The organism is Pseudomonas rubra, from assembly GCF_028656935.1.
Taxonomy (GTDB): domain Bacteria; phylum Pseudomonadota; class Gammaproteobacteria; order Pseudomonadales; family Pseudomonadaceae; genus Aquipseudomonas; species Aquipseudomonas rubra.
This window is the reverse complement of the sequence record NZ_JAMDGZ010000025.1, coordinates 46,308-70,160: the sequence shown is the minus strand read 5'-3', so window position 1 is coordinate 70,160 and position 23,853 is coordinate 46,308. Positions and strand designations below refer to the sequence as shown.

Below are 23,853 nucleotides of genomic sequence, written 5' to 3'. Positions count from 1 at the left end.
CATGCGCCTGAAGTGCATTCGCCTGGCCGGGTTCAAGTCGTTCGTCGACCCCACCACGGTCAACTTCCCCAGCAACATGGCCGCCGTGGTCGGGCCCAATGGCTGCGGCAAGTCCAACATCATCGATGCGGTGCGCTGGGTGATGGGCGAAAGCTCGGCAAAAAACCTGCGTGGCGAGTCGATGACCGACGTCATCTTCAACGGCTCGACCAGCCGCAAGCCGGTGAGCCAGGCCAGCATCGAACTGGTGTTCGACAACTCCGACAGCACCTTGGTGGGTGAATACGCGGCTTATGCGGAAATCTCCATTCGCCGCAAAGTCACCCGCGACGCACAGAATACTTACTACCTCAACGGCGCCAAATGCCGGCGTCGGGACATTACCGACATCTTCCTCGGCACCGGCCTGGGCCCGCGCAGCTACTCGATCATCGAGCAGGGGATGATCTCCAAGCTGATCGAAGCCAAGCCCGAAGACCTGCGCAATTTCATCGAAGAAGCGGCAGGCATCTCCAAGTACAAGGAGCGCCGGCGCGAGACCGAGAACCGTATTCGCCGTACCCATGAAAACCTCGAACGCCTGACCGACCTGCGCGAGGAGCTGGAGCGCCAGCTCGAACGCCTGCACCGGCAAGCCCAGGCCGCCGAGAAGTACAAGGAGTACAAGGCCGAGGAGCGTCAGCTCAAGGCGCAACTGGCGGCGCTGCGCTGGCAGGCCCTGGATGATCAGGTGGGCCAGCGTGAAGCGGTGATCGGCGACCAGGAAGTGGCCTTCGAGGCCCTGGTGGCCGAGCAGCGCAATGCCGATGCCAGCATCGAGCGCCTGCGTGATGGCCATCATGAGCTGTCCGAGCGTTTCAACCAGGTGCAGGGGCGCTTTTACTCGGTGGGCGGCGATATCGCCCGCGTCGAGCAAAGTATCCAGCATGGCCAGCAGCGCCTGCGCCAGTTGCAGGATGACTTCAAGGAAGCCGAGCGCTCGCGTTTGGAGACCGAGTCGCACTTGGGTCACGATCGCACCTTGCTCGCGACCCTGGGTGAAGAGCTTGAGCGGCTCGAGCCCGAGCAGGAGCTGACCCTGGCCGCCGCCGAAGAAGCCGCCGCCACCCTGGAAGACGCTGAAACCACCATGCACGGCTGGCAGGAGCAGTGGGACAGTTTCAACACCCGCTCGGCCGAGCCGCGACGCCAGGCCGAAGTGCAGCAGGCGCGTATCCAACAACTGGAAACCAGCCTCGAGCGTCTTGCCGAGCGCCAGCGCAAGCTTGCTGAAGAGCGCGACCAGCTCAGTGCTGATCCGGAAGATGCAGCGATCCTCGAACTGAGCGAGCAAGTGGCCAGCAGCGAGCTGCTACTCGAGGAGCTACAGATAGAAGAGCTGCAGGTGGTTGAGCAACTTGAAGCCCTGCGCGAACAACTGCAGCAGGCGCTACAGGCCCAGCAGCAAGCCCAGGGCGAGCTGCAACGTTTGGGCGGCCGTCTGGCTTCGTTGGAGGCCCTACAGCAGGCAGCGCTCGACCCCGGCACTGGCACCGCACAATGGCTGCTTGAACAAGGGCTGGATCAGCGTCCGCGTCTGGCCGAAGGCTTGCGCGTTGAGCCGGGTTGGGAGCTGGCGGTGGAAACCGTGCTCGGCGCCGATCTACAGGCGGTGCTGGTTGATGATTTCAACGGCCTGGACCTGAGCGCTTTCGATCAGGGCGAGCTGCGCCTGCTCGACAGCCGTGGCGAAGGCCTGGGTAGCCCCGGCAGCCTGCTCGACAAGGTTGAAGGGCGCATCGACCTGGCGCCCTGGCTCGGTCAGGTCAAGCCGGTAGAAAACCTGGAGCAGGCCTTGGCCCTGCGCGCCCAGCTGGCGGATGGGCACAGCTTGGTCAGCCGTGACGGGTACTGGATCGGCCGGCATTTTTTGCGCGTCAGCCGTGCCAGCGATGCCCAAGGCGGCGTATTGGCCCGCGGCCAGGAGCTTGAGCGCCTGGGCCTGGAGCAGCAGGAGCAGGAAACGGCGCTGGAACTGCTGGACGCCACGTTGCGGGATCTGCGTGAACAGCAGCAAACGTGCGAGGAGCGCCGCGAGCAACTGCGCCGCAGCACTCAGGAGCAGGCCCGTCAGCAAAGTGAGATCAATGCCCGGCTCTCGGCCGGCAAGGCGCGCGCCGAACAATTAAGCCTGCGCCGCCTGCGTCTGGAAGAAGAGCTTGCCGAGTTGCTCGAGCAGCGCAGCATCGAGCACGAGAACCTCGGCGAGTCGCGCCTGCAATTGCAGGAGGCCCTCGACCTGATGGAGCAGGACACCGAGCAGCGCGAGTTGCTGCTGGCCCAGCGCGACAGCCTGCGCGAGCGCCTCGACCGGGTGCGCCAGGAAGCCCGTCAGCACAAGGATCACGCGCACCAGTTGGCCGTGCGCCTGGGCTCGTTACGTGCCCAGCATGACTCCACCCGCCAGGCTCTGGAACGCCTTGAGCTGCAGTCAGAGCGCCTGAGCGAGAAGCGCGAACAACTGAGCCTGAACCTGGAGGAGGGCGAGGCGCCGCTGGAAGAGCTGCGCCTCAAGCTCGAAGAGTTGCTGGAAAAGCGCATGAGCGTTGACGACGAAATGCGTCAGGCGCGCCTGCACATGGACGAAGCCGACCGTGAGCTGCGTGAGGCCGAGAAGCGCCGCAGTCAGGCCGAACAGCAGTCGCAACTGCTGCGCGGGCAGCTCGAGCAGTACCGCCTGGATTGGCAGGGGCTGAGCGTGCGGCGCAAAACCCTGCAAGAGCAACTGCACACTGACGGCTACGACCTTGACGGCGTGCTGGCAACCCTGGGCGAACTGGCCAGCGAGCAGGAGGCCGAGCAGGAGCTCGAGCGTATCGATGCGCGCATCCAGCGCCTGGGTGCGATCAACCTGGCGGCCATCGACGAGTATCAGCAGCAGTCCGAGCGCAAGCGCTACCTGGATGCCCAGGATGCCGACCTGGTCGAAGCCCTGGATACCCTCGAGAACGTCATCCGCAAGATCGACAAGGAAACCCGCAACCGCTTCAAGGATACCTTTGATCAGATAAATGCCGGATTACAGGCGCTTTTCCCAAAAGTTTTCGGTGGTGGCAGCGCTTACCTGGAACTGACGGGCGAAGATCTACTCGATACAGGGGTGACGATCATGGCGCGGCCACCGGGCAAGAAGAACAGCACCATCCACCTGCTCTCGGGCGGTGAGAAAGCGCTGACGGCCCTGGCCCTGGTGTTTGCCATTTTCAAGTTGAACCCGGCACCGTTCTGCATGCTCGATGAAGTCGATGCGCCGCTGGACGATGCCAACGTCGGGCGTTACGCCCGGCTGGTGAAAGAGATGAGCCAGACAGTGCAGTTCATCTATATCACCCACAACAAGATCGCCATGGAAATGGCCGATCAACTGATGGGTGTGACCATGCATGAACCGGGTTGTTCGCGGCTGGTGGCGGTGGATGTGGAGGAGGCGATGGCCATGGTCGACGCCTGATTCGAGGCAATAAGGCGTGAACCTGCGGTAAATGGCCCTGTCAGTTGCGACAGACGGTGTAAAGTTATCTTTGGTCGTGCTAGCTTAATGTCACTTATTTTTTGCGTGGGTAAAACGCCTGTCAGAACATAGAGTTGGCGCCACGTGTTAAAGGGGTTTAAACCCTTTATTTTTCAGCATTTTTTACAGAGGCACGGGATTACATGGAAATCGGTCTGCGCGAGTGGCTGATCGTCATCGGCATTATTGTCATTGCCGGTATTCTTTTCGACGGCTGGCGCCGCATGCGTGGCGGCAAGGGCAAGTTGAAATTCCGTCTGGATCGCAGCTTTTCCAACCTGCCGGACGAGGACAGCGGTGGCAACGAAGTCATCGGCTCGCCACGCGTACTCGACACCCACAAGGAGCCGGGGCTGGATGAAGACGATTTGCCATCGATGAGCGCCTCGCCACGTGAACAGCGCGAGCCCAAGGTCGGCAAGAGCAAGCGCAACAAGCGCGGTGGCGAGCCCCAGCAGGGCGACCTGAACCTGGCCGCTGAACCTCGCGAGCCTGACCTGTTCGGCAATGCCGACGAAGACTTCCCGGACGAAAGCCCGAAAACTACAGGTTTTGGTTCCAGCGAAGGCCGGGACTTGCCACCGGTTGAAGAAGTGTTGGTGATCAGTGTGATCTCCCGCGACGAAGGTGGCTTCAAGGGCCCGGCGTTGTTGCAGAACATTCTTGAAAGCGGCCTGCGTTTCGGTGAGATGGACATCTTCCACCGTCACGAAAGCATGGCCGGTAATGGCGAGGTGCTGTTCTCGATGGCCAACGCGGTCAAGCCGGGGGTGTTCGATCTCGACGACATCGACCACTTCAGCACCCGTGCGGTGAGCTTTTTCCTTGGCTTGCCAGGCCCGCGTCATCCCAAGCAGGCTTTTGACGTGATGGTGGCCGCGGCGCGCAAACTGGCGCATGAGCTCAATGGCGAGCTCAAGGATGACCAGCGCAGCGTGATGACCGCGCAGACCATCGAGCACTACCGCCAGCGCATCGTCGAGTTCGAGCGCCGCGCGCTGACTCAGAAGCGCTAGTAGGAGCGGGCTTGCCCCCGCGATAAGAAACACGCAAGAGCAGCCCAGGCTGCTCTTTTGCTTTGCAAGAGACTGCACACCATGACCGCCGAATCCCGAATCCTTGAACTGCGCGCTGAGATCGACCAGCACAACTATCGCTACTACGTGCTCGATGAGCCGAGCGTGCCTGACGCCGAATACGATCGCCTGTTCAACGAACTCAAGGCCCTGGAAGCCGAACACCCAGACCTGGTGACTGCTGACTCGCCGACCCAGCGCGTCGGTGGCTCGGCGTTGTCGGCGTTCAGCCAGGTGCGTCATGAAGTACCGATGCTCAGCCTCGGTAACGCCTTTGAAGAGAACGACCTGCACGAGTTCGACCGCCGTGTGGTCGAGGGGCTGGACCTGCCTGCCGCTGACCTGCTCGGTGATGGCGCCGCAGTCGATTACAGCTGCGAACCCAAGCTCGACGGCCTGGCGGTCAGTCTGCTGTACCGTGACGGGAAACTGGTGCAGGGTGCCACCCGTGGCGATGGCTCCACTGGCGAAGACATCAGCGTCAACGTGCGCACCGTGCGCAACATTCCGCTGAAGCTGCAAGGTGAAGGCTGGCCTGCGGTGCTTGAAGTGCGTGGCGAGGTGTACATGTCCAAGGCCGGTTTCGAGCGCCTGAACCAGGCGCAGATCGAAGCCGGCGGCAAGACCTTCGCCAACCCGCGCAACGCTGCCGCCGGCAGCCTGCGCCAGCTGGACTCGAAGATCACCGCCAGCCGCCCGCTGGAGTTCTGCTGCTACGGCGTGGGCCAGGTCTCGGCGCCGATTGCCGACACCCATATCGACACCCTGGAGCAGCTCAAGGCCTGGGGCATGCCGATCAGCCGCGAGCTGCGTCATGCTGCCGGCGTCGCCGAGTGCCTGGCGTACTACCGCGACATCGGTGCGCGGCGCAATGACCTGCCTTACGAGATCGATGGCGTAGTGTTCAAGGTCAACAGCCTGGCCTCTCAGCGCGAGCTGGGCTTCCGTGCCCGTGAGCCACGCTGGGCGATTGCCCACAAGTTTCCGGCCATGGAAGAGCTGACCCAAGTGTTGGATGTCGAGTTCCAGGTCGGCCGCACCGGCGCGGTGACGCCCGTGGCCCGGCTCAAGCCAGTCAAGGTGGCGGGGGTGACGGTGTCCAACGCTACCTTGCACAACATGGATGAAGTGGCGCGCCTGGGCCTGATGATCGGCGATACCGTGATCATCCGCCGTGCCGGTGATGTGATTCCGCAGGTCATGCAGGTGGTCAGCGAGCGTCGCCCGGAGGATGCCCGCCCGGTGCACATCCCGACGCAGTGCCCGGTGTGCGGCTCGCAGGTCGAGCGGACCCAACTGGTCAAGCGCAGCAAAGGCAAAGAGACCGTCAGCGAAGGCGCGGTGTACCGCTGTGTCGGCCGACTGGCCTGCGCTGCACAGCTCAAGCAAGCGATCATCCACTATGTGTCGCGTCGCGCCATGGATATCGACGGCCTGGGCGAGAAGAGTGTCGAGCAGTTGGTCGATGAAGGCCTGATCCGTTCGCCAGCCGACCTATACCAGCTGACCTTCGAGCAGATCGTCGACCTCGAGGGTTTTGCCGAGTTGTCGAGCAAGAATCTGCTGGCCGCTATCGAGGCCAGTAAAAAACCGGGCCTGGCGCGCTTCATCTATGCCCTCGGCATTCCTGATGTCGGCGAGGAAACCGCCAAGGTACTGGCCCGCTCGCTGGGCTCGCTGCAGCGGGTCATGGCGGCCTTGCCGCAGGTACTGACCTACCTGCCGGACGTCGGCCTGGAAGTGGCCCACGAGATCCACAGCTTTTTCGAAGACGAACACAACCGCACGGTGATTGCCCAGTTGCTTGAGCGCGGCCTGCAGTTGCAGGACGAGGGCGAGCTGAGCGCCGAGTTCGCGGCCAGCACGAATCTGGCCGGGCTGATTGCCAAGCTCGATATCCCCTCGGTTGGGCCAACCGGAGCGCAAAAGCTGGTGGCCAAGCTCGACAGCCTGGAGAAGATCATTGCCGCCGACGGCATCGACCTGCGTCAGGCCCTGGCGGCCAAGCCAGCCGAAGCAGTGCGCGCTTTCTTCCAGGTGCCTGAAAACGCCGCCCTGGCCCTGGCGATCGAAGCGCAACTGCGTGACTTCGGAATGCACTGGTCGAGCGAGAAGAAGATCGCCGAAGGCTTGCCCCTGGCGGGTCAGACCTGGGTGCTGACCGGCTCTCTGGAGCGCATGAGCCGCGATGTGGCCAAGGACAAGCTGGAAAGCCTCGGTGCCAAGGTCGCAGGCTCGGTGTCGGCCAAGACCCACTGCGTGGTCGCCGGCCCCGGTGCCGGTTCCAAGCTGGCCAAGGCCAGCGAGCTGGGCCTGAAAGTGCTCGATGAAGAGGCTTTCGTCGGCTTTCTGGCCGGGCACGGTATCGCGGTGTAAAGGCGCCGCGCGCGGTCCTGGCCATGGGCTAGTCTTGGCAGGCAGCCAGGAGGGATCGCCATGTACCGCTTTTTCGAACAGCTGGGCGCCAGGATCGCGGCGCCCTTTGCCAGCCAGCCGCAACGCCCGGATCGGGTTTGGCAGTGCCAGTGCGGCCAGTCGGTGTTCTTTCGCAACAGTCAGTGCCTGGCCTGCCAGTCGGCATTGGGCTACTGGCCGCCTGGCAACCGGGTGGCAAGCTTGTTGCCGGGGCCGGCAGAGGGGCTCTGGCTGCTCGAGGGCGAGGCTGCTGCCGGGCCGTTGCGCCGCTGCGCCAACCTCGACACTGCGGCGGCCTGCAACTGGCTGTTGGCTGCTGATGACCCCTGCAGTTTGTGCCTGGCCTGCCGTCTGAACCGTACCATCCCGGACCTTGCCCTTGCCGAGAACCACCTGCGCTGGCGCAAGCTGGAAACCGCCAAGCGGCGCTTGACCGCGCAACTGCTGCACCTGGGCTTGCCGGTAGAACCCAAGGGCGAAGAGGGCGGGGCGGGCCTGGCGTTCGACTTCATTGGCGTCGACCTTGAGGGCAAGGCCCCGGTTACCGGCCATGCCAATGGACTGATTACCCTGGATGTGCGCGAGGCCGACGATGACTGGCGCGAGCAGATCAGGGTGCAGTTGCACGAACCCTACCGGACCCTGCTGGGCCATCTGCGTCACGAAGTGGGGCATTACTATTGGGACCGGCTGATTGCCGACAGCTACTGGCTCGATGGTTTTCGCGACTTGTTTGGCGATGAGCGTGCAAGTTACGCCGAGGCGCTGGAGCGCCATTACCAGCAGGGCGCGCCAAACGATTGGGCGGCGGCTCATGTCAGTGCCTATGCCACCATGCATCCCTGGGAAGACTGGGCCGAAACCTGGGCCCATTACCTGCACATGACCGATGCCGTCGACACTGCCCTGGCCCTTGGCATGGATGCCCGTGGCCTGGAGCTCGACTACCCGCCATTCGGGCAACAGGACCTGTACCGCCCGGATGACCCAGGGGCCAAGGGTTTTCTGGCCTTCGTCAATGCCTGGGTAGAGTTGTCGGCGATGCTCAACGAACTGTCGCGCAGCATGGGCCAGGTGGATTTCTATCCGTTCGTGCTGCCGTCGGCAGTGGTGGCCAAGCTGCATTTCATCCATCTGCGGGTCACAGCCTGCCAACCTCTTGAGGTGTGACCGTCATGGGTAGAGCCTGACAGGACGGGGCTGGGGAGGTATCTATTTGGCCCCAGGCATTTTCGCCTGGGTCTTAGCGTAGTGCTTTCTACTGTGTAACGGAGAAAGCAGCATGCCCGATTCCCCCGATCCTCAAAACGCACTGGACTTTCACCAGGCGTTGCAAGATACCTTGCCTTCCTGGCTTCGCGATGCTGATTCCAGGCTGCTGGCGGAGCTGGCCTACGCCATGCGCCAGAGCCGCTTGCATCGTGTGCAAGTCGAGCAACTGTTGAGCCCTCTGACGCAGTTGCCTGAGTTCGCCCGTACCGAGATGATCAAGGCGTTTGCTCCGGTTTATGGGGGCACATTCGACCCGCTGCGCGATCAGATCTGCCTGGTGGTCTTCACGCCCGTGTTAGTGCCGCTGCGGCCATTCGAGGTCACGCTCGAGCGCAAGGAGACCCAGCGAAGCCTGCTGGAGGCCGCGCTGGACAACTTTGAGATGGACGAAGAGCAGCCCGGCGCCTTCAGCGCGGAAAGTTACCTGTCAATCAACAACGCCCGGGTAAGCGCGCGCCCCGAGGACTTTGCCCGGCGTTGTCGCACGCTGGATCTGGGTGCACGTTTTCAGGCGCACCTCAGGCAACAGTTCGAACCGGTCGACAAGCCCGGGCAGGCCAAGGGAGCAGCGGCCAAGGCTGTGCACGAGATGCTTCAGAAGCAGCGCAGGTCTGATCTGCGAGTGGCGGCCTATCTGGCCTATCTCAAAGGTGATCTGACCCAGTGGGGGTTTCAACTGATGCAGAACCTCACTGCCAACGCGGGTGACTTGCGGGTGAAAAACCTCCAGGTCCGTGTGTTCGCTGTGAGTCTGATGGGTGTGCGGCTGCGCGAGGTGTTGGTGATCGCTCAGGGGCCAAAGGGTTGTACCGATCTTGAACAGGCCGACAGTGTCATCCTGTGGATTCCTGGTGATCGGCATGGGGTGGTGAGCGAATATGCCAGCAGCGCCGAGTTGCTCGAGGTTTGGCGCACGCGTTTGGCCGAGCCTGGCTATCGGCAGTTTCTGCTGCGTTTTGCGGCCATTCATGGGCGTACCAAGCTACAGGCCCAGTTACAGTCGTACCTGCACACTGCATCCTCGACGCCGGAGCTGGACATCGCTTACTTCGAACTGGCCTTCAATGGCAACCTGATCAACGACCGTGTGCAGGAACAGTTGACGGCACTGTATGAAGATGCGGGAAAGCTGGCGGTATCGACAGCCCAGATCGATGCAGAAGTTCGACAGCGCCGCCTGGAGTGGTATGAGGATGCGGGGCTGAATGTGCTGGGCGTTGCAGGTTTGCTGATTCCGGGGTTGGGTGAGGTCATGCTGGCGTTTGCTGCGGTCGAACTGGCTCATGAGGTTTACGACGGCTTTCACGCCTGGCATGTCGGTCATCGAGATGAGGCCCTGCAACACTTGGAACGTGCGTTGGAACAAGTGGCCGGTGTCGCGGCAATGGCCGGGGTCGGCCTGGCCCTGCAAGGACTGTTGCGCGTCTCGGGGTTCACCCAGGCCTTGCATGCGGTTCGCCTGGAAGATGGCCAGAGCCGGTTGTGGCACCCGGGGCTGGAAGCCTATCGCCAACCACCCTTGAGCGGCCTTGGCAATGCCCAGGAGCATCCTGGCCTGTTCAAGGATCAGGAACGTCATTTTCTACACCTGCAAGGGCATCACTACGCGGTGAGTAACACGGCTGACGGCTGGCATCTACAGCCCGTCGATCCGTCCCAGGGTTTTGCTCCGGCTCTTGCGCACAACGGCGATGGTGGTTGGCTGAGCAGCGGCGAATCACCCTGGCAATGGTCGGATTCGGTGCAGATTGCCCGGCGCTTGGGGGTAACCCCCCAGGCGCTGTCTGACGACCTGGTCCGCCAGGCATTGGCGGCGTCCGGCTATGACCTCATGGCGCTTCGTCAACTGTCGCTGGAGCATGAGTCGGTGTCTGCGGTGCTGGTTGATGCACTGGAGCGAATGGCTGGCGCGAGGCCTTTGGAGGTCGACAGTCCTGGTCCGGCGGCCGCTTTGCTGCGTCGTGACTTTCCGGGGCTATCGGCACGGGCTGCCCGGCAGTTGGCTGATTCGGCCAGCGATGTCGAGCGCCAGACTGTCACGCGCTTTGGGAAGTTACCGGCGACCCTTGCTGAAAGAGCGCTGCGGATGTTGCGCGAGTTGCGCCTGAGCCGGGCCTTGCTCGGCTTCTATCAAGCGCCGATGGCGGAGGCTGATACGGCGCGTCTGGCGATTCACTTCGTTGAGCAACTGGAAGGCTGGCCAGGCGATGCAGCGCTGAGCGTTACGCCAGCGTCCCTGGTGCAGGGGATTGGTCGGGGTGATGATCTGTTTGTACGGCTTTATCGGCAGATCCCTGCCGCGTTGCAGGGCAGTCTTGGTAGCCCTACTGGATTGGCCCAGGCGCTGGCTGCCAAGGCAGTCGCACAGCGCGGGCAATGTGCCCGCGTGCTGGGTATCCAGGCGAGCGCGCTCTGGTGGCGCGCGCCGCAACGCCTGGTGACAGGTGGCTTCGGCTATCCACTGAGCGGGCGAGGGCGCCTGGCCGCGATTCATCCTTCGCGTTCCGGTCAGGTGCGGGCGCTCTATCCGAGCATGCAGGATGGAGAAATCAATACATTGATAGCGCAACTGCACACAAGGGGAGTGACCCTGGGGGATTACCTGGCCAGACGCAAGCTTGAGTTCAAACAATTGGACGACAGGTTGCGCAGATGGGAAATGGCAGCAGAGGAGGCGCTGCAAAGCGCACGCAAGGGTGCGGCCTGGCGCATGCGTCGGGCCTGGGGCCGCCAGACAGAACGCGCCTACGACAACCAGGGCAGGCCTTACGGCTTCAAGCTGGACTTGCGGGGCTCACGTATTGGCGCGTTGCCGCTGCTGGAGGACTGCCCGTTCGAGTCGGTGGTTGAGCTGGTCTTGACCGACGTCGCCTTATCTGAAGTGCCCGAGGACTTCCTTGAGCAGTTTCCCGACCTTCAGCACCTGTCCCTCGATCACAACGAGCTGCAGGTACTGCCGGCGGGGCTCGGCGCACGGACGCAATTGAAGTACCTGAACCTGTCGCATAACCGCCTGAGCCTTGCCGAGGGGCAGCTTGAGGAACTGGCGACCCTGACGGGGCTGGAGGTACTCAAGCTTGCCGACAATCCACTGGCGGTGGCGCCGTCGCTGGAACCCATGCCGCTGTTGCGTCAGCTGCACTTGCAGAACTGTCAGCTGGACCGTTGTCCCTCTGGGCTGGCCACCCGTGCTGTGCTAGAGGTGGCCGATCTGCGTAACAACCGGATTGCCCAACTGCCGGCGGAGGTTTTTGGCATTCAAGCCGGTTTTGCTCACCGGGTGCTGCTGGCAGATAACCCGCTCAATGCCGACAGTCGGCTGCTGCTGGCAAACTTCAGTCTGCGCACCGGCGCCAATCTGGGCGGCTTGACGATTCGCGAGCAAGCCCTGCGCCGGGCTGCCCGATACTGGCTGGATCCGTTACCGGCCGATGTCCGGGTCCAGCGCGAGCAGCAGTGGGCATTGCTGGAGCAAGAAAACGGTGCCCTGGGCTTCTTTGATTTGCTTGCCCGGCTGGGTGCAACGGCTGACTTCAGGTTGACTTCAAGCGACCTGCAGCGGCGGGTCTGGGACGTGTTCGATGAGGCTTGGGCCAGTGCCGAGCTGCGTAGTGAACTGTTCGACCTGGCAGCCAGCGATGTGACCTGCGGTGACAGTGTGATCCTGCATTTCAGTGCCCTGGAGGTCAGGGTGCTGGTGCAGAAGGCGAGTGTCGATGCCCTCGATAACCGCGACGGTGTGCCACTGCTCAAGCTGGCGCAGGGTTTGTTCCGTCTTGAGCGTCTCGATGCCTTTGCCGATCAGGAACTGGCAGGCAGGCCGCTACTGCCGGACCGGGCACGGGATCAGGTTGAGGTGCGCCTGGCGTATCGCCTGGCACTGGCGCGGGCCCTGGAACTGCCGGGGCAGCCACGCTCGATGCTGTACGCCGACTGGGCAGGGGTGACCACCGAACTGATCAACCAGGCTCGTGTGCAGGTGCTGGCGGATGAGAAGACCGAACGTCTGTCGGACTTCATCGTCTCGCGTGACTTCTGGCGCCGGTTCCTGCGCTGCAAGTATGACGCACGTTTCTCAAGCCTGGAGCAACCGTTCCATCGACAACTTGAGGTGGCAGAGCAGGAAGACGTCCAGTACTACAACGAGGTAACGAAGATCAGCCGGGCGCGGGAACAGGCCATCACCGACCTGGTTCGGGAGCTGACTGCGGATGAGCGCAGCAGTCTCGACACTTTGCCAAGTCATTGAGTCGTGATGATTTTTTGTGAATTAGTGGTTGTAACTTGGCTTGATGCCGGTACAATGGCGCGGCTCATCACCAGATGAGCTGCGTTATGGTGGCCCCATCGGTCCCCCCGCATTGATTACCCGTCAACCTGGTCAGATCCGGAAGGAAGCAGCCACAGCGGGAACATCGAGTGCCGGGGTGTGGCTGGTGGGGTTGCCACCCATCTCCAAGTCCTTGAGTCCTCAAGGCATTGTCAAAAAATTCTTGAAGTACGCAAGCGTTCAGGTAAACGATACCTGTATGGCTTCCCTGTGCATGCCGCTTTGTCCAAATCCACGGATTGTGGGCCTGCTCGCGCTTCAGGGCGGTGTGACCTGAAGCGGTAGTACTCTTGTAGCGCAGTCAGTGCCCGTCGTCATCCTAAGCTCCTGAGCCTTTCTCGTTCAGGAGTAGCCCCATGACAGAGTCCCCCACCGTTCAGGATGCCGCTACAGCGGACGACACCACGACGGATTTCTCCGCTGCCAATCACAACCTGGCATTCATTCGTGAGCGACTGCGGGTCGCCTTGCACGGCGCGGACACGGCATTGTTGAAACAGCTGTCCGACAGCCTCTTCAATAGCTTGCAAAGCCATGCCCGGCGCCGGGCGTTTCTTGAGCGGCTTGAGCCCCTGCAGGTGTTCGTCGAGCCCCGTTTCAACAAGGCGCTGGCGGCGCATTTCGGTGCCAGGCTGGATGCGCAGGCGGATGTCTGGTCGCAGTCCCACCTGAGTCTCAAGAGCTTCAGCTTTGCCGTGCGCCAGCCGGTATTCAAGCGAACCTTCAGCTCGCAAAGCCTGTTGCAGGCCGCCTTGCATAATTTCAGCGAGGCGGATGGCGCCCAGGACAGCGAGTTGTCGCAAAAGGCACGCTTGTTGCGCCAAGGCTGGCCGCTCGAGGCCGTGAGCGCGGCGGAGTTCGTGTTGTTCTGCCGGCAGTTGGATTTGGGCGGGCAGTATCAGAAGCATATCGATGCGCTGTTCAAGCCTGGGGGCGAGGCAGAGGTGGCGTCGGTCACACGCAAGTTGTTCACCGATTGCGACCGTTACGGTTTGCAAGTCGATGCGCATCTGGCGTTGATGAACAAACGCATCAGCGATGCCATGCATACCTGCATGATGGAGGTGTGTGCTGGCAAGCCAGGCATCACCTTCCAGGCGTTGCCCTTGCGGTTACGCTGCCTGGCGCTGGAGGGTATCAAGCTGCCGGGGATCGGCGTGTTTGAGTTCGCCTTCACCCCGCTCGGGCCGCTGGCCGCCGCGCAGTCGCCCTGGACCCGGTTGCTGGTGCATATCCCCAATGACCCGCAGTCGCCCTTGAAGGAGTACGACAGCTGGCAAGCGTTTGCCAAAGATCTGCTGCACAAGCTGGCGGATCATGAGTACCGGCGGTTCTTCCTCAACTTCGCACGTAAACGCGACCAGCCTGGGTTGTTGCGGCACCTGCAAGGCGCGCGGTTCATCATTGAAGACGATGGCATGCAGCTGCGGTTTGCACCTGACCTGTCACTGGATTCGAGCTTGCGTACGCAGGACTACTTCAATGACGTCTTTGCCCAGCGTCTGGCACAGTTGCAGGACGATGGGCGTTTCTGTGCAGTCCCGACCGCAGAGCAGGACAGGGCGCAACGTCGGGCTGCCCTGGAGCAGGCAGTGGAAATCGGCCTGGATATCCTCAGTGTCGGCGCCTTGTTTATGCCTGGCTTGGGCGAGGTGCTGTTCGGGGTGACAGTGGCCCAGTTGATGAGCCAGGTGTTTACCGGCGTCGAAGACTGGGCCGAAGGCGACCACTACGAGGCCGCTCACTGCTTGTCCCAGGTGGCGGCGGAGCTGGCCGGGCTGGCGGCAGGTGCGCTGGTGGTCAGTTCGGCTGCGGCGCTGGTTCGGCGTTCGGCATTGTTCCAACGCTTGTTGCAGGTCCAGGTCGGTGACCGCGCCTATCTCTGCCAGCCTGACCTGCAGCCCTATGCTTGCAACCTGCATGCGCAAGAGCTGGGCGCGGCGGACAGTCGTGGCATCTACCGGCTGGAAGGCGAGCAGTTCATCAATGTACAGGGTCGTTACTACAACCTGTACAAGGATGAACAAACCGGCGGTTTGCGCCTGCGTCATCCCTCGCGCGACAAGGCCTGGGCGCCGCCGATGCTGGACAACGGCCAGGGTGGCTGGTGGGCGGCCTGCGAACGCCCGCGGCAGTGGCCTGGCGGGGCCACCTTGTTTCGTCGCGCAGGGCCGGTGGCCGAGGGCTTGAGTGATCAGGAGATCGAAGCGCTCATGGCCATTGCCGGACGCGATGATGCACATTTACGGCAACTGTTCGAACGGCGTCGCCCCTTCGATGGCGACCTGCTTGATGCCTGTGCACGCTTGCGCTGGTATCGCCGCCTGCAGCACTTCAACGCCGACCTTGCGACTACGGCCGAGGCCGTGGATGTCGAACTGGTCAGGGGCTTGATGCAAGCGATGCATGAGGGGCGTGCGGCGCGCACGTTCGAGCTGGTCGAACACTTGGCCGAGCAAACGTCGCAGCGCGTGCAGTTGCTCAAGGCTAATGTCGAGCGTGACGGCCTGCTGGCGAGCCTGTTGGCGGTGCTGGATGAGCGTGAGCGAACGCTGCTGATGCCCACTGTCGATGCTGCCGGACGGACAGCGCAGCAATTGGGTTTCAGCATGAGCGACTGGTTGGGCAGTCACTGGCAGCTGTTCTTCGACCGTTGCCTGGAAGGTGAGGCCAGCACTGCTCCCGGCGTGCTGCGCAGCTTCTTTCCCGGGCTGTCGGCGCCGCGGGCGGCGGCACTGGAGGCATCGCTGGATGCACCCGAGTTCAAGCGCCTGAACAGTGACCGGCGTCTGCCGCTGCGCCTGGGCGAGCTGGCGCGCACCGGGTTGCGTGATCAGCGCCTGGGCCGGGCATTGGAAGGCTTCTTCTGGCCGCGCCTGGCCAATGAGGATAACCATCGCTTGTTGCTGCACTTTCTTGCGCTGGACCCGCGCTGGCCATGGGCATTGAAGCTGACGCTCGACGGCACGGCTGATGGTGCCACCCAGCTGTTGCGGCGTGGCGATCTGTTCGTCTCTGCGGGTACTCCGGCTGCCCGGCCCAAAAGCCTCTTGGACCTTGCCCTGGAACTGGGTGGCATGACCGCGCCGCAAGGGGTGGAAAATCTGCGTCGGCAGTTGGGGCTGCAGGCCGCTGCTCAGCGCCAGACCAGTCGTAATGTACTGGCCATCGGTGAGCGCAAATGGTGGACACCATTGCAACGATTCGACGATGGACGATTGGGTTATGCACTGAGTGGCAACGGCATACCGCTGGGAGGTAGTGGTGATGTCAGCGAGCTGATTCTGGAGCTGTACCCAGACTTCACCGAGCGGGATATCAGTGCCTTTATCCAGCCTTACGCGACACGTCCTCGGGCGCTGCATACCTTGCTGGCAACGCGAAGAAGCCAGTTGCTGCGCTTGCGTGAGTCGTTGGCGCGCTGGCAGGCGCAGCCCGGTACCGTGCGCCAGGGTGCCTATCGACAGGCATTCGCCGAACGTCTGGAGGATGTCTGGCGACGCCGGGGGCGCTCGATCAATACGGCCTTCGGTCAGCACCTGGGTTATTCGTTGTCGCTGTCAGGCTTGCATGTTGGTGAATTGCCCAGCCTGGCGGGGGTGGACCTCAGTCATGTCGTCGAACTCGATTTGTCGGATATGAACCTGGCCACGAGCATCGATGGTTTTATCCAGAAGTTGCCACGTTTGCGTATGCTCGACCTGTCCAACAACCACTTTACTGAGCTGGCGCCGGGGCTTGAACAGCTAGTGGCGTTGCGCAACCTGCGCCTGCGCAACAATGGTGGCGGCTTGAATGTAACCGGGGTGATGCAATTGCAGCGCATGAGCATGCTCGAAACCCTGGACCTGACCGGGACGTCCCTGGCGCAAGCGCCGGACTTCAGTCTGCTGGTGCAATTGCACCGCGTGCAGTTGCGCTATACGGCGTTGCGCGAAGTACCGGCGGGTATGCGCGACTTGCCACAACTGCGCAGCATCGATCTGCGCGACAATCAAATCACTACGCTGCCAGCGACCTATTTGGAGGAGCCTGGCGCGTTCCTGCGCAGTATCAGTCTCGACAACAATCCCTTGGCCGCGGGCACTTTCCGGGAGTTTTTGCGTTTGCAGGCCATGGAGTCGGTGCCGGCAGGTTCAGGGCGTCAGGGCTCTCTGAGCGAGCAGTTCTGGATCGCCCCGGTGGCTTTGCATCCCCGGGCTCGGGAGCATTGGCACTTGCTCGAGCAGGAGCCTGGCAGCCAGGCGCTGTTCCGCTTGCTCGACCAGTTGTCCACCACGGACCAGGCGCTGGATTACACCGAGGCGCTGCGTGCCCGGGTCAGGGCACTGCTGCAAGCGGCGGTCGATCATGGCCTGGGTCGCGAGTTGATGATCATAGCGGCTGAGCCGGTGTTGTCAGGGCAAAGCCCGCTGCGCAGTTTCGTGAGCCTGGAAAACCGCGTGCTGGCGTTGCGCGCCCTGCATGAGGGTATTCAAAGTGGCGCGCCAACCGCATTGCTGACCTTTTCCCGAGCCTGGTTCAGGCAGCGGCGCCTGGATGCATTCGTTCGCCAGCAGGTGCAGGCCAGTGCCGCGCTACGCCAGGCGGGTGAAGATGTCACCCTGGCCTATCGACATCAGTTGCATGATCGCCTCGACCTGCCGGGCACGCGTCTGGTCGACCGCCTCGAGGGCCTGGTGCTGGACAGCGCGCAGTTGACCCGCGCCATCGAACATGTGCGGGCGGCCACCGATGAGCAGTTCGTTGAGTTCCTGGCGCAACAGGACTACTGGATCATGTACATCCTGCAAACCCGCCAGCATAACCTCAATGATCTGGAAGCCAGATTCCAGGCCAGGCTTAGCCTCGAGCGTGCGAATTGGGCCGGTTTGCCTGCGCCGCAACGCGCGGAGTTGGAGCTTGTGCAGCAGCAGCGCCAGGCGGATGCCGAATGGCAACTGCTCAGGCGCCTGACCCGTGAAGCCCTGGGCTTGCCTGGCCTACCGTCGCGCGGGTCGGCCTGAGAGGGCGGCTGGCAAGGGCGGGGTGCAATTTTGCCCCCGCTCCGCTAGCATTAGCCCTTTCCAGCTTGCCAGGCGCGACGGTTTTCGATGAGTTATCAGGTTCTTGCACGTAAATGGCGTCCGCGCTCGTTCCGCGAAATGGTCGGCCAGGCCCATGTGCTCAAGGCCTTGATCAACGCGCTGGACAACCAGCGCCTGCACCACGCCTACCTGTTTACCGGTACCCGCGGGGTGGGCAAGACCACCATTGCGCGGATCATCGCCAAGTGCCTCAACTGCGAAACCGGCATCACCTCGACCCCGTGCGGTACCTGCTCGGTATGCCGGGAGATTGACGAGGGGCGCTTCGTCGACCTGATCGAGATCGACGCCGCCAGCCGCACCAAGGTCGAAGACACCCGCGAGTTGCTCGACAATGTGCAATATGCACCGAGCCGTGGACGCTTCAAGGTCTACCTGATCGACGAAGTGCACATGCTCTCCAGCCACTCGTTCAACGCCTTGCTCAAAACCCTGGAAGAGCCGCCGCCCTACGTCAAGTTCATCCTTGCCACCACTGATCCGCAGAAGTTGCCAGCGACCATCCTCTCGCGTTGCCTGCAGTTCTCCCTGAAAAACATGACCCCTGAGCGGGTGGTCGAGCACTTGAGTCATGTGCTCGGCGCTGAAAACGTTCCGTTCGAGGACGACGCCCTGTGGCTGCTGGGCCGTGCGGCCGACGGTTCCATGCGCGACGCCATGAGCCTGACCGACCAGGCCATTGCATTCGGTGAAGGCAAGGTGCTGGCTGCCGATGTGCGGGCGATGCTCGGCACGCTCGATCATGGCCAGGTCTACGGTGTGCTCCAGGCACTGCTGGAGGGGGATGCACGGGCCTTGCTCGAAGCCGTTCGGCATCTTGCCGAGCAGGGGCCGGACTGGAGCGGGGTGCTGGCTGAGATGCTCAACGTGCTGCACCGCGTGGCCATTGCCCAGGCGTTGCCGGAGGCCGTCGACAACGGCCAGGGCGATCGTGACCGGGTCCTTGCCCTGGCCCAGGCATTGCCGGCCGAAGATGTGCAGTTCTACTACCAGATGGGCCTGATCGGTCGACGTGACCTGCCCTTGGCACCGGATCCGCGTGGCGGCTTTGAAATGGTCCTGCTGCGCATGCTGGCGTTCCGGCCCGCCGATACCGACGATGCGCCCAAACCACTGCTAAAGCCGGTGGGGATCAGCCAGGCCACAGCTGATTCTGCAAGCGCAGTGGCAGCAGCCTCCGAGGCCGCGCCGGTCGTGGCGGTTGCGGTGCCAGCGCCAGTGGTTGCCGAGCCAGAGCCCGTTGCAGAGCCTGAGCCCGAGCCCGCAGAGGCCCAGGCGCCCGAGCCGGTGGTCGATCTGCCCTGGAACGATCCCGCCGCCGACGAGGCAGAGGTCGAGCCGGCGATGGATGCCGTCGAACCGCCGCCCGAACTCGCCGCAACGCCCGCGCCAATTCAGAAGGTTGCGCCACCGGACCTGCCTGCGCCCGACGATGGCATCGGCTACAGCCCGGCCGGCATGGACCGCGACGACGAACCACCGCTGGATGAAGACTATTACGAGCCGGAAATGGACCCGGCCAGCTACAGTTATCTGGATGAGCTGGCCATTGAACATGCCCATGAGGTCGATGCGCCGCCGGCCGAGCCGTTGCCTGCTGCGCAACCGGCCACGGGCCTTGCGCTGAAATGGCTGGAATTGTTCCCGCAGTTGCCGATTTCCGGGATGACCGGCAGTATCGCCGCCAACTGCACGCTGATCAGCGCCGAGGGCGATGATTGGCTGCTGCACCTGGATCCGGCCCACAGCGCCCTGTTCAATGCCACCCAACAGCGGCGCCTGAACGATGCATTGAACCAGCACCTGGGCCGTACGCTCAAACTGAGCATCGAGCTGATTCGTCCGGAGCAGGAGACCCCAGCCCAGGCTGCGGCGCGCAAGCGTGCCGAGCGTCAGGGCCAGGCCGAAGCCTCGATCCAGGATGATCCGTTGATCCAGCAGATGATCCAGCAGTTCGGCGCCATGGTCCGCCACGATACAATCGAACCTGTCGATGTCCAGGTTCCAATGACCGAATAACACCAGTGGCCCGGGCCAGGCCCGCGCTGCACCCCGTAACGTAATACTTGAGGTGATCCCCATGATGAAAGGTGGCATGGCCGGCCTGATGAAGCAGGCCCAGCAAATGCAGGAAAAAATGGCCAAGATGCAGGAAGAACTGGCCAACGCCGAAGTGACCGGCCAATCCGGTGCCGGCCTGGTCAGCGTGGTAATGACCGGTCGTCACGACGTCAAGCGCATCAGCCTGGACGACAGCATGATGCAGGAAGACAAGGAAGTGCTTGAAGACCTGATCGCCGCCGCTGTCAACGACGCGGTGCGCAAGGTCGAAGCCAATAGCCAGGAAAAAATGGGCGGCATGACCGCCGGCATGCAGCTGCCGCCGGGCTTCAAAATGCCGTTCTGAAGCGCTGCTTCAGTGAAAATGCCAGGCTTGTGCCTGGCATTTTTTTGCCCGTGTTTTCAGTTGTAGGTCATGGTGAAGCTGGCCTGGCCCTGGGCGTTACCGGGCCGAACCTGCGAGCCGGTCTGGATGAACCGGGCGCGCAAGGGGATGTTGAAGCTGGACGTGCCGACAGCGACTGTCCCGGCGTGCTGCTGTTGACCGAGGAAAATCACATTGTTATCGGCCTTCAGTACCTGAATGCCGATGCCGCTTGACTGAGAGCCTGGCGCCAGGCTGAGGATGCTGGAATTGTTGTTCGCCGCATGGATGTCCCTGAGGGTGTAGTTGACGGAAAGTCGCCCACCCGATCCTCCACCTGAGCAGTTCAGGCGAATATTGAAGGGAACAGGGGCGGTGGTTTTGTTGACCTGATTGAAAAACTGTTGAGCGTGGCTGCCCAGTGCTACTCGAGGGTTCTGCGAGTCTGGGGCCACGCTACAGGTTGGATTGGGCGTGACGATCTGTACTTGGGTATTGGGAAGTATCAGGGTTTCCGGTATCAGGTTGGCCAGAGTTCCATGTGCCAATTGGGAGGGTAAACGGATACTGCCGCCTGAGACTGTGCCGGTCTTGATCAGGCTGAGGGTAAAGCTTGGCGTGTAGGAGCTGTTGCCGCCTCTGGGAGTGGTGCCATTGAATCTGGGCCAGCTCATGTATTCGTAGTCCCCACCCTCGATCAGCACGCGAATACCGATGCCGGGTGCCGTTGTCTGATAGATGTAACCATTGTGCCGGTTGATCGGGTTGGAGAAACCCAGGGAGTAGGGCACGCGTGACGCACAGTTCAGCGTCATGAGAGCACCGCTTTGCCTGCGCTCGAAGAGCACGCTGCCAATTGCGGCGTTTGCCGGAACGCTCAGTTGCGTAGGCAGGTTGATGCTCACCAGCTGGGGGCGGGAACTGCCGGTATAGCGACAGGTTGTTTTACTGTCATCGGCATGGGCCTGTTGCAGGGTGGTGATGACCGGAAGGGCCAGTGCTACCCGGAGAAGTCGTTCAGCAGTCGTGCACTTATTCATTGGCGTCAGGCTCCCTGCCTTGGGAAGATTCACAGGTGGCTGCGGCAGTGCGCAGGCCTGAGGGTGAGTGCTGCGTCAGGCTGTAGGTAGCAGTACAGCTCTGTTGCGGGCTGTTTCCCCAGCTTACCCCGAGAGTGCCGCGCTCCTTCAGCCCGCGTACGAACGCTTGGCTACCCTGGCCGACGATGCCTAGTTCAATCCCGTCTTCATCCTTCACGACACTACCAAAAGCAATTGCCCGGCCATCTGGTTTGAGCAGGTGGATCACGGCGGAACGCCCTGAGACGGTCTGAAACTCCAGCAGGGGGATAGCGCCTGCCCGTGGTACGGTCTGTTGTACCGTGCCCTGTAGTTCTATATCGGTCGACAGTCCCTTGGGATCGAGCTCGACCCTGTTGCTTCGATACGGTGTCAGGCTTGGTATTACCGCGTAGCCGTGGCGGTCGACAGTGGCTGCCGTGAACGAGCTAAGTCGGGCGCCAGTGGCATGCTCAGCTCTGGCCAGGCCAAATGTTTCGCCCAGAGGCTGGGACAGCGTGATACCGCCCTCATGGGCGACAACGGCGCCACGGGCACCGAATGAGCTCTGTGCGAGGTTTTTGCCGTGGCTGAGGGAGCCGCTTAATTCCGCGACCGGGCTGCGGTAAAGCAAGTTGCCGCTCAGGTTGCTGTTGCCTTCGCCATGATGGCGGTCGTGGCTGGCGGTCACGCCGTAGCTCAGTCGATTCTCTGTGTCGGCAATGCCGCTCAAGGTGGTCTGCATCTGGCTGTGGCCCTGCTGGCTGCGTGAGGCACTGGTGTTGAGGGTTTTGGACCGATCGGGCCCCAGTGGCAGGGAGAAGGTCAGGTTGAGAACATTGTCGCGCCGACCGGAGGCGCTGCGCTCCCTCGCGGCTGACAGCCCATAAGTCAGACGTTTGAAGTGGTTGCTGTAGCCCAGTGAGTAGTTGACGTCGGTGCCGGAGTAGTTCCAGTAACGCGTTGCCGAGGTTGTCAGGTGCACTTGGCCATAGCGCTCAGCCAGGGGCTGGCCGAGGGTCAGCGCACTGCGGCTGCGTTGATGGAGAAAGTCCAGGCTGTGGCTCGTGCCGCGCCAGTATTGGCGGTTGAGAAAGGCGTCTTCGAGATTGAAGTAACCTTGGGTGGAATAGCGGTGAGTGGCCAGGGCGACTTGCGTATCGGTAGCGTTCAGGGTCTTGGCATAGCTCACGCGCAGGCTTTGGCCCTGTTGGCTGCCCAGTCCTGGTAGATGGGTACGAGCCTGGGTGACATCCAGGCCGAAGGCACCCAGGCTGGTGTTCAGTGCTCCTCCCAGCAGGAGCGCGCCGTAACCGGAGGCGAAAGTAAGACCGCTGTAGGAACTGAGCAGATTGTTCAGGCCATACTGCCAGTTGCCTTCAACGAATACCGGCTCGCTCACCAGAAGTGGGTTCTGCAGGGTGCCGAAGGTTGTACTGTAGCGTTGCTGCCCAGGGCGCAATGACAGCGGCACAGCGGTATAGGGAACCGAGAAGCTGCGCACCTGACCATCGGCTTCGGTAATCTCGACGCCGAGGTCACCGCCGTAACCTGTGGCTTGCAGGTCGTCGATCTCGAATGCGCCAGGTGCGACGGTGGACTCGTGCAAAATGACCCCGCGCTGGCGCACCACTACCCGCGCATTGCTGTTGGCAACGCCTCGGACCACCGGAGCAAAACCGCTTTGCGAGTGGGGTAGCATACGGTCATCACTGGCCAGGCGCGCCCCTATGAAGCTGACCGAATTGAAAAGATCGCCCGGCGTGTAGGTCTCTCCCAGGGTCAGTTGTGATGACCAGGGGGTGATGTCCCGCTGCGCATAGCTGGAATGGCTCTGGTAGTGTTGTAGGCCCTGGTTGCTCCAGCTCAGGGCACCATCATGGCGCAGGCGCCAGTTGCCGAGGTTGACCCCGCTGTTCAGGCCCAAGTATCCCTGGGTTTGTAGTTTCTCCTGTTGGTTGCGGGGTTTGAGGTTGTAGACGTTCAGGTTGTAGCCAATGAAGCCTGCGGAGACGCCGCTGTCCCATTGGCCAGGGTCGACATAGTCGAGGCTGGCGCGTTTGAGCCAGATTTGTGGAATGCTCAGGGAGAGCTGCTGGCGGCTGAAGTCGAACTCACTGAAGGCATCGGCCAGTATGGCCTCGATGTGCAGGCAATGGCCGCTCGCTAATTGCACAACGTGTTCGCTGGCAAGTCGGTCGGTGGCAATGCCCAGCCTGTGCAGCAAGGCTTGGTCAAAACAGGCGAAAGCATCCTGGCCTGCCCCTTGGCTTTCGAAAGCAACATCCAGGCGGCCTTGCCATTGCTGGTTGATGAACACTTCAACGTTGTGCGCGCCAGCGGCAACGATGTTGCGCTTCTCGAAGCGCGACAGGTCAACCGCCAAGGCGGTGCCGTTGCTGAGAAACGCCGATTCAAATTGTATTGCCAATGGTTCCGGTGTCTCGGCCATGGCTAACGGCGGCAGGCTGACGAAGCTGAGCGAACCCAGGAATATAGTGGTTCGCCCACGGGTCAACCCGCCCGGGAAGTCAAAAAGTGGGCAAGTGCGAGTCATGGGGGTCTGTAATATTAAACAGTAATAAAAGCGCGCCGCAGTCAGTAGCGTGCCCGCGCGGTGGTCGCGGGGAGTTCAACCGC

The 23,853-nt window shown here is 62.2% G+C and carries 10 protein-coding genes and 1 other RNA gene; 9 read left to right on the top strand and 2 right to left on the bottom strand.

Annotated elements, in window-relative coordinates:
• Nucleotide 1: 1 nt before the first annotated feature.
• The 9 genes from smc (at nucleotide 2) to M5G17_RS13155 (ending at nucleotide 20,137) form a co-directional block, all read left to right on the top strand.
• Nucleotides 2-3,490, top strand: coding sequence for a chromosome segregation protein SMC (smc, locus tag M5G17_RS13195; protein WP_273893352.1), 3,489 nt, complete (start codon nucleotides 2-4; stop codon nucleotides 3,488-3,490).
• A gap of 203 nt (nucleotides 3,491-3,693) precedes the next feature.
• Entirely contained in the window at nucleotides 3,694-4,566 is an 873-nt protein-coding gene (zipA, locus tag M5G17_RS13190) for a cell division protein ZipA (protein ID WP_273893351.1), read from the top strand.
• Between the two features lie 81 nt (nucleotides 4,567-4,647).
• Complete coding sequence (gene ligA, locus M5G17_RS13185) at nucleotides 4,648-7,002, top strand: NAD-dependent DNA ligase LigA (protein ID WP_273893350.1); 2,355 nt, start codon at nucleotides 4,648-4,650, stop codon at nucleotides 7,000-7,002.
• Nucleotides 7,003-7,062: 60 nt separating this feature from the next.
• Nucleotides 7,063-8,211 (top strand): zinc-binding metallopeptidase family protein, encoded by a 1,149-nt coding sequence (locus tag M5G17_RS13180; RefSeq protein ID WP_273893349.1) that lies wholly within the window; start codon nucleotides 7,063-7,065, stop codon nucleotides 8,209-8,211.
• 112 nt (nucleotides 8,212-8,323) lie between these two features.
• Entirely contained in the window at nucleotides 8,324-12,562 is a 4,239-nt protein-coding gene (locus M5G17_RS13175; protein WP_273893348.1) for an NEL-type E3 ubiquitin ligase domain-containing protein, read from the top strand.
• Nucleotides 12,563-12,658: 96 nt separating this feature from the next.
• Nucleotides 12,659-12,755: signal recognition particle sRNA small type (gene ffs, locus M5G17_RS13170), an RNA gene on the top strand.
• A 244-nt stretch (nucleotides 12,756-12,999) separates the two neighbouring features.
• Entirely contained in the window at nucleotides 13,000-17,649 is a 4,650-nt protein-coding gene (locus M5G17_RS13165; RefSeq protein ID WP_273893347.1) for a dermonecrotic toxin domain-containing protein, read from the top strand.
• 87 nt (nucleotides 17,650-17,736) lie between these two features.
• Nucleotides 17,737-19,749 (top strand): DNA polymerase III subunit gamma/tau, encoded by a 2,013-nt coding sequence (gene dnaX / locus M5G17_RS13160; RefSeq protein ID WP_273893346.1) that lies wholly within the window; start codon nucleotides 17,737-17,739, stop codon nucleotides 19,747-19,749.
• Nucleotides 19,750-19,810: 61 nt separating this feature from the next.
• Nucleotides 19,811-20,137 carry a YbaB/EbfC family nucleoid-associated protein gene (locus M5G17_RS13155; protein ID WP_273893345.1) on the top strand — a complete coding sequence of 109 codons (327 nt, stop codon included), beginning with the start codon at nucleotides 19,811-19,813 and terminating at the stop codon, nucleotides 20,135-20,137.
• Nucleotides 20,138-20,193: 56 nt separating this feature from the next.
• Here M5G17_RS13155 and M5G17_RS13150 read toward each other — a convergent pair whose 3' ends face one another.
• Complete coding sequence (locus tag M5G17_RS13150; RefSeq protein WP_273893344.1) at nucleotides 20,194-21,228, bottom strand: fimbrial protein; 1,035 nt, start codon at nucleotides 21,226-21,228, stop codon at nucleotides 20,194-20,196.
• Nucleotides 21,188-23,770, bottom strand: coding sequence for a fimbria/pilus outer membrane usher protein (locus tag M5G17_RS13145; protein ID WP_273893343.1), 2,583 nt, complete (start codon nucleotides 23,768-23,770; stop codon nucleotides 21,188-21,190). Before M5G17_RS13145 ends, M5G17_RS13150 begins: the two co-directional genes overlap by 41 nt.
• Nucleotides 23,771-23,853: the final 83 nt, after the last annotated feature.